Origin of the sequence: Campylobacter ornithocola, from assembly GCF_013201605.1 — a bacterium.
Classification (GTDB): domain Bacteria; phylum Campylobacterota; class Campylobacteria; order Campylobacterales; family Campylobacteraceae; genus Campylobacter_D; species Campylobacter_D ornithocola.
The window spans coordinates 1,405,283-1,422,958 of sequence record NZ_CP053848.1 but is presented as its reverse complement, the minus strand read 5'-3'; the positions used below and the strand labels follow the sequence as shown (position 1 = coordinate 1,422,958).

At 29.8% G+C, this 17,676-nt stretch carries 14 protein-coding genes; 9 read left to right on the top strand and 5 right to left on the bottom strand.

All coding sequences use genetic code 11. The features are described 5' to 3' along the window. The 5 genes from CORN_RS07235 to uvrA are packed head-to-tail and all read left to right on the top strand — an operon-like array spanning nucleotide 1 to nucleotide 6,990. Nucleotides 1-1,185, top strand: coding sequence for a CYTH domain-containing protein (locus CORN_RS07235; protein ID WP_141071504.1), 1,185 nt, complete (start codon nucleotides 1-3; stop codon nucleotides 1,183-1,185). A gap of 7 nt (nucleotides 1,186-1,192) precedes the next feature. Further along, complete coding sequence (gene ubiE, locus CORN_RS07230) at nucleotides 1,193-1,894, top strand: bifunctional demethylmenaquinone methyltransferase/2-methoxy-6-polyprenyl-1,4-benzoquinol methylase UbiE (protein ID WP_066008192.1); 702 nt, start codon at nucleotides 1,193-1,195, stop codon at nucleotides 1,892-1,894. Continuing rightward, a complete protein-coding gene (gene xseA / locus CORN_RS07225; RefSeq protein ID WP_066008190.1) occupies nucleotides 1,891-3,054 on the top strand; it encodes an exodeoxyribonuclease VII large subunit in 1,164 nt (387 codons plus the stop codon). The genes ubiE and xseA overlap by 4 nt, the downstream gene beginning before the upstream one ends. A gap of 12 nt (nucleotides 3,055-3,066) precedes the next feature. Then, the gene (gene serC / locus CORN_RS07220) at nucleotides 3,067-4,143 is read left to right on the top strand and encodes a phosphoserine transaminase (protein ID WP_066008189.1); all 1,077 of its coding nucleotides are present in this window, start codon (nucleotides 3,067-3,069) and stop codon (nucleotides 4,141-4,143) included. A 21-nt stretch (nucleotides 4,144-4,164) separates the two neighbouring features. Beyond that, entirely contained in the window at nucleotides 4,165-6,990 is a 2,826-nt protein-coding gene (uvrA, locus tag CORN_RS07215) for an excinuclease ABC subunit UvrA (RefSeq protein WP_066008187.1), read from the top strand. Between the two features lie 319 nt (nucleotides 6,991-7,309). Here the strand turns inward: uvrA and CORN_RS07210 are convergent, their stop codons facing one another. The 3 genes from CORN_RS07210 to trpB all read right to left on the bottom strand — a co-directional run bounded on the left by CORN_RS07210 (nucleotide 7,310) and on the right by trpB (nucleotide 10,328). Further along, nucleotides 7,310-8,899, bottom strand: coding sequence for a disulfide bond formation protein B (locus CORN_RS07210; RefSeq protein WP_066008185.1), 1,590 nt, complete (start codon nucleotides 8,897-8,899; stop codon nucleotides 7,310-7,312). A gap of 11 nt (nucleotides 8,900-8,910) precedes the next feature. Next, nucleotides 8,911-9,078 (bottom strand): hypothetical protein, encoded by a 168-nt coding sequence (locus CORN_RS07205; protein ID WP_158005125.1) that lies wholly within the window; start codon nucleotides 9,076-9,078, stop codon nucleotides 8,911-8,913. A 74-nt stretch (nucleotides 9,079-9,152) separates the two neighbouring features. After that, complete coding sequence (gene trpB, locus CORN_RS07200; protein ID WP_066008183.1) at nucleotides 9,153-10,328, bottom strand: tryptophan synthase subunit beta; 1,176 nt, start codon at nucleotides 10,326-10,328, stop codon at nucleotides 9,153-9,155. Between the two features lie 275 nt (nucleotides 10,329-10,603). Here trpB and CORN_RS07195 point away from each other — a divergent pair, with 275 nt between their 5' ends. After that, on the top strand, nucleotides 10,604-11,047 hold the full coding sequence (locus tag CORN_RS07195) for a YqaA family protein (protein WP_066008182.1): 444 nt from the start codon (nucleotides 10,604-10,606) through the stop codon (nucleotides 11,045-11,047). Here the strand turns inward: CORN_RS07195 and CORN_RS07190 are convergent. Continuing rightward, a complete protein-coding gene (locus CORN_RS07190; protein WP_066008324.1) occupies nucleotides 11,003-12,007 on the bottom strand; it encodes a nucleoside hydrolase in 1,005 nt (334 codons plus the stop codon). The two genes, CORN_RS07195 and CORN_RS07190, sit on opposite strands and share 45 nt — an antisense overlap. Continuing rightward, a complete protein-coding gene (locus tag CORN_RS07185; RefSeq protein ID WP_094750314.1) occupies nucleotides 12,007-13,362 on the bottom strand; it encodes an MFS transporter in 1,356 nt (451 codons plus the stop codon). Before CORN_RS07185 ends, CORN_RS07190 begins: the two co-directional genes overlap by 1 nt. Before the next feature lie 130 nt (nucleotides 13,363-13,492). Here CORN_RS07185 and polA point away from each other — a divergent pair, with 130 nt between their 5' ends. The 3 genes from polA to motB are packed head-to-tail and all read left to right on the top strand — an operon-like array spanning nucleotide 13,493 to nucleotide 17,672. Next, the gene (polA, locus tag CORN_RS07180) at nucleotides 13,493-16,132 is read left to right on the top strand and encodes a DNA polymerase I (RefSeq protein ID WP_066008179.1); all 2,640 of its coding nucleotides are present in this window, start codon (nucleotides 13,493-13,495) and stop codon (nucleotides 16,130-16,132) included. Between the two features lie 12 nt (nucleotides 16,133-16,144). Beyond that, on the top strand, nucleotides 16,145-16,918 hold the full coding sequence (gene motA / locus CORN_RS07175; protein WP_039619177.1) for a flagellar motor stator protein MotA: 774 nt from the start codon (nucleotides 16,145-16,147) through the stop codon (nucleotides 16,916-16,918). A 10-nt stretch (nucleotides 16,919-16,928) separates the two neighbouring features. Beyond that, on the top strand, nucleotides 16,929-17,672 hold the full coding sequence (gene motB / locus CORN_RS07170; protein ID WP_066008174.1) for a flagellar motor protein MotB: 744 nt from the start codon (nucleotides 16,929-16,931) through the stop codon (nucleotides 17,670-17,672). The last annotated feature ends 4 nt before the right edge of the window (nucleotides 17,673-17,676 follow it).

The window sequence follows — 17,676 nt, the reverse complement described above, 5'->3', positions numbered from 1 at the left end:
ATGGTTTGTGAAGTCCAAAGACGCTTTTTAATTGAAAATGATAATTTTATAAAAATTCTAAAAAAAGAAAAAATTGTTTATTCTAAGGATAAAATACGTGTTTTTTTTACGCGTATAAGTCCTTTTTGTGATATTAAGTGTAAAAAAATCAATCAAGAATGTTACCAATTTTCACTTTATAAACTACACGATATAGTTGATAAAAAAACTCACAAACTTTCTAAAAAAGAATTTAAATATCAAAGTAAAAATGCTATAGGAGGTATAGTAAAAAAAACTAGAATAAATTTTGAGATTAACAACACTTGTTTTTTTCTTTATAAATTTAAAAACAATTTACAAGATCTGACGATTTTGAAAGTTATTTTTCCTACTTTTGAAAAAGCGAAGCATTTTAGTTTACCTCATTTTTTTAAAAACTATAAAGAAATCACAGATAATGAAAATTTTTATACTAAAAATTTAGCATTATATGGAGATTTTTCAAAGACTTTTGATAGTGCCAAATGCATTAAAATTTTAGACAAACAAGAAGATATTAGTTTATATTTTCCAAGTCAAATTCAAAGTTTTGAAGCAGGTAAAATTTTACTTTTTATGCTTTTAAAAAGGTTAAAAAGTAATAGATTGCATTTTTTGCAAAATTTGAATCTTGAAAGTTTGGAGCAGTTTTTTATAAGTCTTAGTCAAATTTGTATCTTTTTTAAACTTTTTAACACTCTTTTTGAAGAGAGTATTCAAAATAAACTTCAAAATTATATTTTGATCTTAGCAGAACAAATTAATATTAATAAGACTCACAATGTTGAATTAGAAAGATATATTTTTATTTTAAGTGATGAAAAAATCAACGATATTTTTCTTGATATGGATTTTATTTTAAAGAATGATTTTGATTTTTATCAAGGAGAAGAAAATCAAATTTTAAAGTCTTTAGTGGCTTTTAAACTGAGAAAAGAATTAGTTTTTTTAAAGAAAAAAATTGTAAAATCTCAAACAAATCTTGAAGAAGAATTAGAAAGAGCAAAATTTTTATTATGCTATTTTGCGACAATGTTTGACGAAAAAAGCATTAAAAAACTAAAAAATTGTTTAGAATATAACTATTTAGAGCAAATTTCATATGATGAAAATATAATAAAGCAAATTGAAAAAAGTATTAAAAAATTAAAAATATATAGTTAGGAAAAACATGCAAAAACAAGAAAAAATAGTCAAAATGTTTGATGATATAGCACCAACTTATGATAAAGCTAATAGAATTTTAAGTTTTGGGAGCGATGTGAGTTGGAGAAAAAAAGCTTGTTTGAGTGTTTTTAAGTATTCTAATAATGAATTGGATATCGTTGATGTGGCTTGTGGTACTGGAGATATGATTAAAGAGTGGCAAAATCAAGCTTTAAAGGCAAATAAAAATATCACAAGTATAAAAGGGATTGATCCAAGTGTGGGTATGCTTGAAGTGGCTAAGAAAAAAATCCCAGAAGCGACTTTTGTGCAAGCAAAGGCACAAGAACTTCCACTTGAAAATGAAAGTGCTGATATTATAAGTATAAGTTATGGCATACGTAATGTGGTAGATAGAAAAGAAGCTATAAAAGAATTTGCTAGAGTATTGAAAAAACATGGAATTTTACTTGTGCTTGAGTTTACTAAAAGAGAACAGGGTGGCTTTATAGCTGCTTGTAGAGATTTTTACTTAAAAAATATTTTGCCAAAAGTGGGTGGATTTATCAGTAAAAATTATAGTGCTTATGAGTATTTACCAAATTCTATAGAAGACTTTTTAAGCAAAGAAGAATTTATTAAAGAATTGAGCGGGCATTTTGAAATGCTAGAGTATAAAAGTTTTAGTTTTGGTGTTTGCTCTATGTTTATTGCAAGAAAAAAATGAAAGTTTCAGAACTTAATCTAAAAGCTAAAAGTTTATTAGAATTTCACCTTGATGATATAGAACTTAGTGGGGAAATTTCTAAAATCACCATTCATGGTTCAGGACATTGGTATTTTGACTTAAAAGATGAAAAATCAAGCATAGCTTGTGTGATGTTTAAAGGCTTTAATCAGTTTATTCAAGCTAAACCAAAAGTTGGCGATATGCTTGATCTTAGAGGTTATGTAAGTTTATATGAAGCAAGTGGTAGGTATCAATTTATTGCTAAAAGTATGCAAAAAACAAGTCTTGGGGATTTAGAAGCTAAATTTTTAGCCTTAAAAGAAAAGCTTGAAAAAGAAGGTTTGTTTAATACAAATGCTAAAAAAAGCATTGTTAAATTTCCTAAAAAAATAGGCATAATCACTTCTTTTACTTCAGCGGCTTTGCAAGATATGTTAAAGCTAATTTCACAAAAAGAATACAATCTTTGCAAAATAACTATTTTTAATGCGCTTACCCAAGGACAAAATGCTCCAAAATCTTTAATAAATGCTTTAAAAAAAGCCGATGGGTATAGTTTAGATGTGATTATTTTAGCAAGAGGTGGTGGAAGTAGAGAGGATTTGTTTTGTTTTAATGATGAAGAACTTGCAAGATGTATTTTTTCTTTAAAAACACCTATTGTTTCTGCTATTGGACATGAGATTGATTATGTTATTAGTGATTTTGTAGCAGACTTAAGAGCGCCAACTCCAAGTGCAGCTATTGATATGATTTTTCCAAACAAACTAAGTTTAGAACAAGGGCTTGATGAACTTACTATGCGTTTTAAAAGTCAAATATTAAATTATCTTAAGTTTTATCAAAATAAAATTGACCATTTGCAAAATTTAGCCAAAGCTAAGTCTTTAGAAAATGCTTTTTTTCTTAGAAAACAAAAACTTGATTTTTTACAAAGCCAACTAAAAAGTGTTTTAAATTTAAAATTATTAAACTATGAAAATAAACTTAATAATTTTGAAGAGCTTTTGACTCAACATAAAAATTTCTTTGATAAAAGCAAAAATTTGATAAATTTACAAAAAAATGGCAAAAATATCTCTCTTGAAAAGCTAAAAAAGGGAGATATTATAAAACTTTACTCAATAAAAGAGAGTAAAGAAGCTCAAATACTATAAAAAGGAGACAAAATGAGAGTGATGAATTTTAGTGCAGGTCCTTCAAACTTGCCTGATGAGGTTTTAAAAGAAGCACAAGATCATTTGTTTGATTATCATGGTAAAGGCTTTTCTATTATGGAAGTTTCTCATCGTGGAAAGGTTTTTGAAGAAGTGCATTTTGAAGCTATTAAAATGGCAAAAGAGCTTTATGGTGTAAATGATGATTATGAAGTGCTTTTAATGCAAGGTGGAGCTAGTTTGCAATTTGCTATGATACCTATGAATTTATATATGGGTGGAGTTTGTGAATTTGCTAATACTGGTGTTTGGACTAAAAAGGCTATTAAAGAGGCTGAAATTTTAGGAGTAAATACAAAAATAGTAGCAAGTAGTCAAGAAAGTGAGTTTGATCATATTCCACAATTTGAATTTAGTGATAATGCAGATTATGCTTATATATGCTCTAATAATACTATTTATGGAACTCAATATAAAAGCTATCCAAAAACTAAAAGTCCTTTGATAATTGATGCTTCTAGTGATTTTTTCTCTAAAAAGATAGATTTTTCTAATATTGCTATGCTTTTTGGTGGAGTGCAAAAAAATGCAGGAATCTCAGGTCTTGCTTGTGCTTTTGTGCGTAAAGATATGATAGAGCGTAGTGAAAACAAAAATATACCTAGCATGTTAAAATACAGCGTTTATGCTGAAAATAATTCTTTATTTAACACTCCTGCAACCTTTGCTATATATATGTTCAATCTTGAAATGAAATGGCTTTTAAATCAAGGTGGCTTAGATAAAATCAATGAGCAAAACATACAAAAGGCTAAAATTTTATACGATGTGATTGATGGAAGTAATGGTTTTTATAAAGGTCATGCTAAAAAAGAAGATAGATCGCTAATGAATGTTAGTTTTAATATAGCTCATGATAAAAACTTAGAACCAGTTTTTGTAAAAGAAGCTGAAGAAAATGGTATGATAGGCCTTAAAGGACATAAAATTTTAGGTGGAATTCGTGCTAGTATTTATAATTCTATCAACATTGAAAAGGTTCAAAAGTTAAGTGAATTTATGAAAGATTTTGCTAAAAAACATGCTTGACTAGATAAAAAGAGGATTTTTATGAATAACGACAAAATAAGTATCATTGGTGCCAAGGAAAATAATCTTAAAAATATCAACCTAGAAATTCCTAAAAATAAACTCATAGTTTTTACAGGGCTTAGTGGAAGTGGTAAATCTACTTTAGCCTTTGGTACGCTTTATGCAGAAGGACAACGTCGCTATATTGAGAGTTTAAGTGCTTATGCAAGGCAGTTTTTAGATAAAGTGGGTAAACCAAATGTTGATAAAATAGAAGGTTTAACTCCTGCTATTGCTATTGATCAAAAAACAACTTCTAAAAATCCTCGATCAACTGTTGGGACTATTACTGAAATTTATGATTATCTAAGACTTTTATATGCAAGGATTGGTACGCAGCATTGTCATCAATGTGGCCAAAAAATCTCATCTATGAGTGCAGCGGATATTGTGGGCGAAATTTTAAAGCTTCCAAAAGGAGCAAAAATTATCATTTACGCCCCTTTAATCAAAGAAAAAAAAGGAACTTTTGCAGATCTTTTAGAAAATTTAGTCGCAAAAGGTTATATAAGAGCACAAATTGATGGAGTTTTAACGCGTCTTGATGAGGATATTGAACTTGCTAAAACCAAAAAACATACAATAAAACTTGTTATTGATAGGCTTGAAGTGCAAGATGATATGCTAGCAAGACTTGCAAGCGATATAGAAAAAGGTCTTAGTGAGAGTTTTGGTGAAGTAGAAATTGAAGTTTTAAATAGTGAAGAATTAAATATAGCTAAACATTTTCATTATAGTGAACATAATGCTTGTTTTGATTGCAAAATTTCTTTTCCTTTACTTGAGCCTTTGAGTTTTTCTTTTAACTCTCCAAAAGGTGCTTGTCCATCTTGTGATGGTCTTGGTATAAGATACACACTTGATATGAAAAAACTTATTAATGAAGAATTAAGCTTAGAAGCAGGGGCTATAAAGCTTTTGTATGGGTTTAATAAAAGTTATTATTATAAGTTTTTAATGGCATTTTGTGAGCAAAATAATATAAGAGTGAAAATTCCTTATAGTGAGTTAAGTGAAGAAGAAAAGCGTTTGGTGCTTTATGGTAATGTGAAAGAAATTAATTTTTTATGGAAAAGACATCGTTTAAACCGCAAATTTGAAGGAGCTGTAAAATACGCTTATGAAATGTTAAAAGATGAAAAAGACTTAAGTGAGTATATGAGTGAAAAAACTTGCAAAGATTGCAATGGTCATCGCTTAAGAGCTGAAAGTTTAGCTGTGAAAGTAGCTGAAAAAAATTTGGGTGAAATTTTAGATATGAGTATAGAAAATACCACTACATTTTTTTCAAAAGAATCTAATTTTACGTATTTAAGTGAGCAAGAAAGATTGATTGCTAAGCCTATTTTTAAAGAGATTAATGAAAGATTGTTTTTTCTTTATGATGTAGGGCTTGGATATTTATCTTTAGGGCGTGATGCAAGAACAATTAGTGGGGGTGAAGCTCAAAGAATTCGTATAGCTTCTCAAATTGGTAGTGGATTAAGCGGAGTGATGTATGTTTTAGATGAGCCAAGTATAGGTTTACATGAACGAGATACGGCAAAACTTATTAAGACTTTAAGAAATCTTCAGCAAAAGGGCAATACTTTAATCGTGGTCGAGCATGATAAAATGACCATAGAAGAAGCAGATTTTATAGTAGATATTGGTCCAAATGCTGGTAAATTTGGTGGTGAAGTAGTATTTAGTGGAACTTATAAAGAATTATTAAAAAGCAAAAGTCAAACTGCGCTTTATATGAGCGGTAAAAAGCAAATTGCTCATCAAAAAAATAGAGAGCAAAAGGATTTTATTAGTTTAAAAGATGTGAGTATTAATAATATTCAAAATTTAAGTGTAGATTTTCCATTACATAATCTAGTGGCAATTACAGGCGTTTCGGGAAGTGGAAAAAGCTCACTAATTTTACAAACCTTGCTTCCATTTGCAAAAGAAGAATTAAACCGTGCAAAAAAAGTTAAAAAACTAAATGGAGCTAAAATAGAAGGTTTGGAGAAGCTTGATAAAGTGATTTATCTCGATCAAAGCCCTATAGGTCGCACTCCGCGTTCAAATCCTGCCACTTATACAGGTGCTATGGATGAAATTCGTAATCTTTTTGCAGCTACTAAAGAAGCTAAAATGAGAGGTTATAAAGCAGGGCGTTTTTCTTTTAATGTTAAAGGTGGAAGGTGTGAAAAATGCAGTGGTGATGGAGAGATTAAAATAGAAATGCATTTTTTGCCCGATGTAATGGTAACTTGTGATGTGTGTAATGGTAAAAGGTATAATGATGCAACGCTTGAGATTAAATATAAAGGCAAAAGTATAGCTGATATTTTGAATATGAGTATTATTGAGGCAAGTGAATTTTTTATCTCTGTACCAAAAATAAGACAAAAGTTAGATACCTTGGTAAAAGTTGGGCTTGATTATCTTACCTTAGGACAAAATGCGACTACTTTGAGCGGTGGAGAGGCTCAAAGAATAAAATTAGCTAAAGAATTAAGCAGAAGTGATACAGGAAAGACTCTTTATATTTTAGATGAACCAACCACAGGGCTTCATTTTGAAGATGTTAACAAACTCATTTTGGTTTTACAACATTTAGTTGATCTTGGAAATAGTGTATTTGTGATAGAGCATAATTTAGATGTGATTAAAAATGCTGATTATGTTATCGATATGGGGCCAGATGGTGGAGTTAAAGGAGGTAAGGTTATTGCTAAAGGTAGTGTAAAAGATCTTGCTAAAAATTACAAAAAAACCGGATCTTATACAGGGTATTATCTAAATTTAGAACTTAATGATAGTAAAAAATAAATTTGATCGAAAAAGAAAATAATGCAAAATAAATTTTTGTGTAGAAATTATTGATTTTAGAAGATTATTAGAAATTTAAAAATTAAGTTATATAAACTATATAAAAACAGATAAAGATATTTAATATCTGATATCTTAAAAATTATAAATATTCAATATAAAGAATATTGTAAGTATAGTTAAGACAAGATTTTAACATATGCTCTTTTTTTGAAAAAGAAAATGAAGTAAAAAATAAACTATTGTTTTAAAATAACAAATAATACGGCTTACTTAAGTGATGTTTGAAAATTCCTGCCCATTAAGAAGGCAGGAAAAATTATAAAGGATTTTTATAAGTTTTTATAACATCCTTTTGGCTGTTCGTACGATCTAAAATATAGATAGTATTATTTTTTATAGCCATGGATTTTGGATTATCGAGTCCTTGAATTTCATAAGCATCGATTATTTTTGCATTTTTATAATCAATTACAAGCAAGGTGCTGTAATTTAAACTTAATGCTAACATTTTATCCCCGATAATATCTGCACCTACTATATAATAGTCATTGATACTTCTACCATCTTTGAGTTTTAAATTTTCGTCGACTTCAAGTACTTTTTCTCCACTTAATAAATAGTCCTTAGTGCTTGCATAAGATAAAATAAGTTTTTTACTAAATTTGTTTGGAACTGTGATTAAGTATAAAAATTTACCATCATTAGCATAAGAGTGTATATAGTTTTGTTTTGCTCTTATAGTTAGGATATATTTTCTTGAAGGCTCAAACCAATTTTCATTTTTTTTGGTAAAAAATGCAGGTGCTATGTTTTTTGTTGTTTCTTTGAAGGTTTGCCATTCTAGCATTTCATCAATAGGAGCATCTGTTTTTTCTGTTCCTGTGAAAGTTTTATTTGCTGCTCCAATGACAAATTTATTTCCTATAAAAGTGGCATCGACAATGTATCTCATATCATTTCCATTTGTTTTATCAAATAAAACAAAACCATTAGATTGTTTAAAATCTTTAGTGTATGATACAGCCATTTCATTAGTTGCAAGAGCAAATTCATCGTTATTTTTATTATAAGCTATAGCATTGATATGTTTAAATTTTTCTAGTTCTGGTATTTGTATTTCATAAGTATCTAACATCTCTATATTTTTTGAAATTTCAAAAGCTCCGCTAGAGATATTTTTTTCAAAATTTAATTTTTTTGGCTCTACTAAATCTTTAATAAAGACATCTTCTGGAACATTTTTGCCTAAAAGATTAAATTTACTAAGTCTTCCCCAAACTTCTGTGGTCCAAGTTTTACTCATGATATTCATATCAAAAGTTAAACGATCGGGATTTGATTTTCCTGTATAAGGAGGTAAGCCATTGATTATTAGAGCTTGAAAAGCATTAGAACAAACTACTATGAAAGATATAATAATAACAAATTTCGAATAAGTGCTTAAAGGTTTAACTTTAATTTCTTTATTAGCAAGATCTTCCATCATAGAGCTATTTTTTCTTATAAATAATAACGCAAGCCCCATTACTATAACAACACACCAATATACAACAACAGCCCAAGTATAAGTATGAGCTCCTACTAGTTTATCTCCTAAACCTATACCAATATCTCTTTGCCACCAACTAGCTGTATGACGAATTCCCATATAGATTCCATATCCTGCAAATAAAAATACACAAACAATATATTTTATTTGAGGGCCATATCGTAATATAAGCATTCCAAGAACACCAATTACAATCATACCAATACGTTCAAACCAACAAAGTGTACAAGGAGATTCATTATGAAAATATCCTAAATACATATTTGCAAATCCTACTGGTATTGCTAGAATAAGCAAAACAGCAGAAGTCATAAAAAAGTAAAAATATTGATCATTTTTGCTTAAATAAGTATTCATAATTACTCTCCTTACCAATTACCACTTGGGATAATAGAGTCAAAGCTAGCTACTAAATACATAAAATAATTTAATAAAGCACCACAAAGGAAAATTCCAAAAATCAATTTTTCTTTTTCAGGCTTTATTAGAATCAACAAGATTGAAATTGCAAGTAAAATAAGTATAGTAAATTCCAAAGCTACTCCTTTTGTTTTTTATAAATATTATCAAAATATAAATTAAATTAGTATAAACTAAAAAAAGTTTTAGCTTATCCATAAATTTCACCCTTTTTATATTCATAAACACTATGCATGTCTTTATCGCCTCTTCCTGAAAGGTTTACAATTATTACACTTTTTTTCTTCAAAGTAGGACAAAGTTTTTCTAAATAAGCTAGTGCATGTGAGCTTTCAATAGCAGGTATAATACCTTCCTCTTTGCATAATAATTTTAAAGCATTAATACACTCATCATCGCTGATAGCATGATAGCTTGCTCTTTTGCTTTCTTGTAAATATGCGTGTAAAGGTCCTATCCCAGGATAATCAAGTCCAGCAGAAATACTAAAAGTATGTGCAATTTGACCTTTATCATTTTGTAAAACTTTAGTTTTCATACCATGGATAATACCTTCTTTGCCCTTAGTAAGTGTGGCTGCATGATAAGGTGTATCTTTGCCTAAACCTGCTGCTTCAACACCTATGAGTTTAACTTTTTCATCTTTTAAAAATGCATAAAAAATTCCAGCAGCATTGCTACCACCTCCAGCTGCTGCTATGATGTAATCTACTTTTTTGTTTAATTTTTTAAGCTGTATTTTGCATTCTTTGCCTATAATACTTTGAAAATGTGTAACAATTTGTGGATAAGGATAAGGTCCCACCGCACTTCCTACTACATAAAATACTTCTTTGGTATTTTTAACCCAAAAGCTTAAAGCCTCATCTACTGCATCACTTAAAGTCTTACTCCCACTTTCTACTGCATGGACTTTTGCTCCTAAAAGCTCCATTTTATAAACATTTAAAGCTTGTCTTTTTACATCAATAGATCCCATAAATATCTCGCACTCAAGTCCTAAAAGTGCTGCAGCAGTAGCAGTTGCAAGCCCGTGTTGTCCTGCTCCTGTTTCTGCAATAATTTTTTTCTTATTCATTTTCTTTGCCATTAAAGCTTGAGCTATGGCATTATTGATCTTATGAGCTCCTGTGTGAGTTAAGTCTTCCCTTTTTAAATAAATTTCATGATTATAAAGCTTGCTTAAATTTTTAGCATGATATAAAGGTGTAGGTCTTCCCACGTAATTAGTTAAGAGTTCTTTTAATTTTGTATTAAAATCTTTATCTTTTTTGAGTTTTAAAAAAGCTTTTTCTACTTCACATAATGCTATTTTTACTTCATTTGGCACAAATTGTCCACCAAATTTTCCATAATATTTTTTCATAGTACTTCCTTAAAATGATTAATAATTTAAAATCAAAAATGATTAACTAAAACTAAAAATGTAAAATAAAAAATGATTGAGAATGTAGTAGCAGGCTTAGCGCCAAGAAAAAGAAGCTTTGTTGAATGAGTATTCTAAATTTAATTTAGAAATTTTTTTCCTTTCCATAGTTTTTCCTTTTAAAAAATTACCAAATGGCTTTACATTCTAAGATAATTATTATTAAAAATTCTTTAAAATGATAGTTTGGAAAATAAACACTAAGAAAATTTGTAATGTTTGATTTTTTATATAATGATATAAGCTATATAGGGCTTTTTATAGTATGTTTTCTCTCTAGTACGCTTTTGCCTATGGCAAGTGAGGCTTTTGTGCTTGTTTTTGTAAAATTAGATTTTAATGCTTATATGGTTTTATTTGTAGCAAGTTTGGGAAATACTTTGGGTAGTTTAAGTACTTATGCGTTAGCTTATTTTGGAGAGAGTCAAATTTTAGAAAAATATTTTAAAGACTCTTTGTGTAAATTAGAAAAAATCAATGCAAATTTTAAAAAATTTGGTTCCTTATATGCTTTTTTTACTTTTTTACCCATAGTGGGAGATCTTTTTGCATTAGGGCTTGGATTTGCTAAGTATTCTTTTTTAAAAGCAAGTATTTTTATAGCCTTGGGTAAATTAAGTCGTTATGCTTTTGTAGTTTTCATAGCAAATTCCATTTAAAAGTCTTGATTTTAAAAGATTTAAAAGTCTAGCATTATCAATATCTTTTAAAACTTTTACGGTGTTTTTTAATTCATGATTTTTCATAGGCATTTTTGCATCTTTAAAACACCTTATCGTGCTTCCTCTAGCAAAAATACTATCACAAATGACATCTACTAAATACTCATCAAAATTTGCTAAATTTGGATCAAGCATATAAGCAATAGTTAATGCATCATGTATCCATGTACCATTTGTGCCTCTTGTTTTGCTTGCATAATCAATCCAAACTCTTAAAGTTTGTACTAAAAAATCACAAAGAGGATTTTGATTTTTTAAAGCATTTAAATCTTCATGTGTGAGCATAGTTTGCATTGTTGCATTATAAGGAACAAGTGTGATTTTAGCTCTTGAGTTTAAAACTATACGAGCAGCTTCAGGATCAAATCCAAAATTTGTATCTTTGATATGATAAGGCATATCAAAACTTCCACCCATGATAAAAATTTCTTTCACATTTTTATCAAAGTCTTTAAAAAGCTTCATAGCTATGGCTATATTTGTTAAAGGTCCTATAGCACAAATTGAAATTTCACCTGGATTTTGCATAATGAGCTCGCCCATTTTCATACAAGCATTTGGGTTTATGTTTTCTAGGATTTTTATAGGTTTTATATGATCCCAAAGATAAGTAAGTTTAAACTCTTCTACGCTTTTATCTAATCTTTGTCTCCAAAAATGACTATCTTCATATAAAGCTTCATGGGCACCTAAATACAAAGGTATGTCTAGATTAAGCTTATTTAATAAATCTTTAGCAACGCTATAAGCAGTTAAAGCTTGCACATTACCACTTAAAGTGCTAATCATTTCAAGTTTAATTTCTTTAGAGGCTAAAATAAGCCCAAGGGCTAAACCATCATCAGTATTAGCCCCTACTATGCCATTGCCTATATCAGTATCTAAAATAAGGCGTATCATATCGCATCTTCTATTAAATTTAAATCTCTACCTCTAGTTTCTGGTGCAAAGAAAGTTGTGGTAAAACCAATTCCTGCGGTGATAACAAAATACAAGGCTATTGGCCACCAAGTGCCATAATAAGCGAGTAAAGCAGAGGCTATCATAGGAGCAGTTCCTCCTGAAAGTATAGAGCCAAATTCTTTTGCTAGTGCCATTTTGGTATAGCGATTTTTTGCCCCAAAAAGCTCCACACCCCATGCAGCTTGCACGCCAAAAATTCCCAAAGATGCTAAAGACATACCTACGATGATGGTTAAAATCACGATAATTTCATTTTTGCTATCAAGTAGCATAAAAGCAGGAAAGGCATAAAGCATTAAAAGCAGACAAAATGTTCTATAGGTAATACGCCTTCCAAATTTATCGCTTAAGTACCCTGCTAAAGGTATAACTAAAAATCCTACCAAAGAAGCAATAACAACAGCAGTTGTAGCCACTGATTTATCAAGAAGTAAAATTTTAGTTACATAACCTACTATAAAACCTTGTGCTAGATAAGAAGGACCATTTTCACCTATCCTTATGCCTACCATGGTCCAAAACGCACGACTTTTTTGCCAAAAAGTTCTTTCATCTTTTTTCATATGAATTTCATTTTCATGGCGAATTTTTAGCATTAATTCTTTTTGCTTTTCAAAAACAGGGGTTTCTTTTACATTTAAACGCATATAAACAGCAAAAAGTGCTATGAAAATACTTCCTATAAAAGGAATTCTCCAACCCCATTCTTTAAAACTAGCATCATCCATGCTTGTAACTAAAAGCCACACAAAAGCTGCAAGCAAGGTTCCGCTATTTGATCCAAGAGCTATAATGGAAGAAATTAAGCCTCTGTGTTTACTAGGAGCATATTCTCCAAGCATGACAGTCCCACCTGAAAGCTCAGCGCCTGCTCCAAAGCCTTGCATAAAACGTAAAATAACCAAACATATAGGAGCCCAAATTCCAATCACTGCATAACTTGGTATAAAACCAATTAAAGTAGTTGAAATACCCATTAATGCAATGGTGCTCATCAATACATTTTTCCTTCCGTATTTATCCCCCAAATATCCAAAAAATAAAGCCCCAATAGGTCTAGCGATAAAACCTATACCATAGGTAACAAAGCTAAGTAATAACGCTATAACAGGAGTTTGTTCAGGAAAGAAAACTTCTGAAAAAATAGTAGCCGCAGCTAAGCCATAAAGCGCAAAATCTGCATATTCCATAGCAGTTCCTAGCCAACAAGAAAATACAGCTTTTTTAAAAGCTTTTTTTCCTTCGGGTGTTTGAAAATTTTCATCCGCGATTGATTTTGTTTGCAAGATTAAACCTTTGTTTTGATTTTTCAAAATGATAATTCTATCTAAAATGTCTAAAATATAAATTTAAACTTTTTACCGATTTTTAAATAAATTTGGGTGATAATTGCTGTTATTTTTTAATAGTAGGAAAAAAATGAAAACATTAACGATAATTGATACTTTTGGCTTTTTCTTTAGACTTTTTTATGCTTTAAAAGGTTTAAAAAATTCAAAAGGCGAGCCTAGTAATATGATTAGTGGTTTTGCTAATTTTATTTATAGTTTGAAAAGTGAACATCTTAGCGATATGATTATTTTTGCTCTTGATAGCAAAGGAAAAACTTTTAGAAGTGAAATTGATCCAAATTATAAAATCAACCGCACTCCACCTCCACCTGATTTATTAGCTCAAATTCCAATTTGTATTCAAATGATAGAAAAAATGGGTTTTTCAAGTTTTTCTTACGAAGGATATGAGGCTGATGATATCATTGCTTCTTTGGTTAAAGAATGTAAAGATAAAGATATTTTTATAAGAATTATCACTCAAGATAAAGATTTATATCAACTTATAAAAGATAATAAAGTTAGTATTTATAGTCCTATTTCAAAAAATGATTATAATGAAGCAGGGTGTTTGGAAAAATATGGGGTAAAACCTAGTCAAATAAGAGATTTTCTAGCACTATGTGGTGATAGTTCAGATAATATCCCAGGTGTAAAAGGAATTGGTGCTAAGGGTGCTAAGAATTTACTTGATGAGTTTGAAAGTATTGAAGGAATTTATGAGAACTTAACACTAGTGCGTAATGAAAGAAGCCGTAATTTGTTGCTTGAAGGTAAAGAAAATGCTTTTTTAAGCAAAAAACTTGCTTCTTTGTATGAAGATTTAAATGTAAAAAATATGCTTTTAAATTGTGAGTATCCAAAAGATGAACCTTTGCTTAAGATTATGGATATTTTAGAGTATTATGAATTAAATGCTTTGTTGAAAAAACTATGCACCAATCCTACTAATAAAGGTAAAAATTTAGGATTTAATGCAAGATTAATTTTAGATGAGAAAGAACTATTTGAAATTTTAGAAAAAATTGATAATCAAAGTATTATTGCTTTTGATACAGAAACTACAGGTTTAGATACCAAAGAAGCAAAAATAGTAGGATTTAGTTTTTGTTTTCATGAAAGCGAAGCTTTTTATGTGCCACTTGCACATGATTATTTAGGAGTTTGCGAGCAAATTTCTATGCAAGCTGCTAAAAAAGGGATAGAAAAAATTTATCAAAGCACGGTTATAGGACATAATCTTAAATATGATTTTGAAATCATAAAAAATAATTTTAACTTACTTCCTCCAAAAAAATATGCTGATACTATGATACTTGCATGGCTTAAAGAGCCAAGTTTGCGTGTAAATATGGATGATTTGGCAAAAAGATTATTTGATTATGAGACTTTGCATTTTGAAGATTTGGTGAAAAAAGGAGAATGCTTTGCAGGGGTTGATATAGAAAAAGCTTGTAAATATGCCGCTGAAGATGCTTATATTACTTTGAGATTTTACTTATACTTTTTAAAAAATTTAGAAAAACCTTTGTTTGATCTTGCACAAAAAAGTGAGTTTGAATTTATCAAAGTGCTTATTATGATGGAAAATAATGGCATTAAACTCGATACTCAAAAACTTGAAGGCTTAATGCAAAGTTTTAATCAAGATATTAAAACACTAAGTGAAAAAATATATGATTTAGCAGGTGAAAAATTTAATATTAACTCTCCTAAGCAAGTAGGGGATATTTTATTTGAGAAACTAAAGCTACCAAGTGGTAAAAAAAGTAAAACAGGGTATTCTACTGATGAAAAGGTTTTAAATGCTATTTTAGATAACCATCTGATTGTAAAAGAAATTTTAGCTTATAGAGAGCTTGCAAAATTAGTTTCTACTTATTGTGAGCCTTTGTTAAAATTAGCTAAAAAAGATAAAAACTCAAGAATTTATTCAAGCTTTTTGCAAACAGGAACAGCTACTGGACGCCTTTCATCTAAGGATCCAAATTTACAAAATATCCCTGCACATGGTCAATACGCTAAAGATTATAAATCCTGTTTTGTAGCAAAAGAAGGATTTAGTTTTATTTCGCTTGATTATTCACAAATTGAGCTTAGAATGCTAGCGCATTTTAGCGAAGATGAAAAGTTGTTAGAGACCTTTTTAAATGATGAGGATATTCATGCAAAAACTGCTATTATGATTTTTAATCATAGTGATTATGAGACAAGAAGTATTGCTAAAAGCATAAATTTTGGTCTTATTTATGGTATGGGTTATAAGACTTTGAGCCAAAATTTAAAAATAGAAGCAAAATTAGCTAAAGAGTATATTGAAAAATATTTTGAGAATTTTACTAGTATTAAGACATATTTTGAAAAGGTAAAAAATGAAGCTAAGCAAAATGGCTTTGTAAAGACTTTATTAGGTCGTAAGCGCTATTTTGATTTTGAAAATGCAAAGCCAATGTATGTAGCAATGTATGAAAGAGAGAGTATTAACTCTACACTTCAAGGCTCTGCTGCCGATATAATAAAACTTGCAATGATAGAAATTGCAAAAGATTTAGATGAAAATAAACGCTTGATTTTACAAATTCATGATGAGCTTATTTTTGAAGTAAAAGATGAACTTTGTGAGGATTTTGCAAAAAATGCTAGTGATATTATGGAAAATATTGTAAAATTAAAAGTTAAATTAAAAACTTCATCAAGTATTGCCAAAAATTGGGGCGCATTAAAATAAGGAGAATAATTAATGGATCTTTCAACCATACTTGGGATGGTATTAGCTGTTGTTAGTATTTCTGTAGGGGATATATTAGAGGGTGGTAACCCTTTACATGTTTTACACTTAAGTTCATTTTTGATCGTGGTTCCAACCGCAGCTTTTTGTGCAATGACAGCAACTCATAAAAAATTTGTTAAGGCAGCTTATAAAGAGTTGAAACTCGCATTTAAAGGTGCAGGGGTAAATTTGAGTCAAAGGATAGCTGAGCTTGTAGAATACTCTATTATAGCAAGAAGAGATGGTCTTTTAGCTTTAGAATCAAAAACAAATGAAATTGATAATGAATTTTTGAAAGAGACCATGATGATGATGGTGGATGGTAAGAGTGTAGAAGAGATTAAAGAAAGCATGGAGATTCAAATAGAAGAAATGGAAGAGTATTATAAAGAAACTGCTGAATATTGGATTCGCTTTGGTGAGACTTGTCCTACTATGGGACTTGTTGGTGCGGTTATGGGTCTTATGCTTGCTTTGCAACTTTTGGATGATCCTCAAGCTATGGCAGCGGGTATTGCAGGTGCATTTACTGCAACAGTTACTGGAATTTTTGGTGCTTATGCTTTATTTGGTCCTTGGGGACATAAAATTAAAGCTAATGCACATGAACTAATTAAAGAAAGAATAGTTATCTCTCATGCTATTGTAAGTATTGCAGAGGGGGCAAATCCTAGAGATTTAGAGGCTAAATTGTTTAATTATCTTGGACAAGGCGAGCCTAGAATTTCTCAGTTTGATAAGTAAGAGCTAAAATATGGGAAAAAAACATAAATGTCCAGAATGCCCAGCAGGTGAAAAGTGGGCTGTGCCTTATGCAGATTTTCTAAGTTTACTTTTGGCACTTTTTATCGCTCTTTGGGCAATTTCAGAAAGTAATCCTGCTAAAACCGAGGCTTTAAAAACTGAATTTGTTAAAATTTTTGAATTTACTGCTTCTAGTCCTTTGGAAAAGGAAAGTGAGGTGCATAATAAATACAGTGCACCATCTAATGCAAATGTTGAAGAGCTTGAAAAACTTAAAAAGTTAAGTATTACCCAACAAGAAAATATAGAAAAATTGAAAGCAGCTTTAGATCAAAGAGAAAACAATATAGTTTTAAATTTACCCGCAAGAGTTGAATTTACTAGAGGTAGTACTGAAATCAACTCAGCAGACGTGCAAGATTTTTTAAAACGTATTAGTGAAGTTTTAAAAAGAATGCCAAAACAAGCTCAAATAGAACTTAGAGGTTATACTGACACAAGCGATAAAGATCATAAAAGAAATTTTGATTTAGCTAGCAAAAGAGCCCAAGTTGTGGCTGATTATTTGATTGCTAGGGGAATTAACCCAGCTCAACTTATAATAGTTAGTTTTGGCGATAATTATCCTTTGAGTGCAAACAAAGAAGATGAAATAAACAATAGGGTTGAATTTTATATTCGTGTAGATTCTTCGGATAATCAAACTAGAAAATCTGTATTAGATCAAATAGGGGGGGGGATTTTTAAACGATAAATAA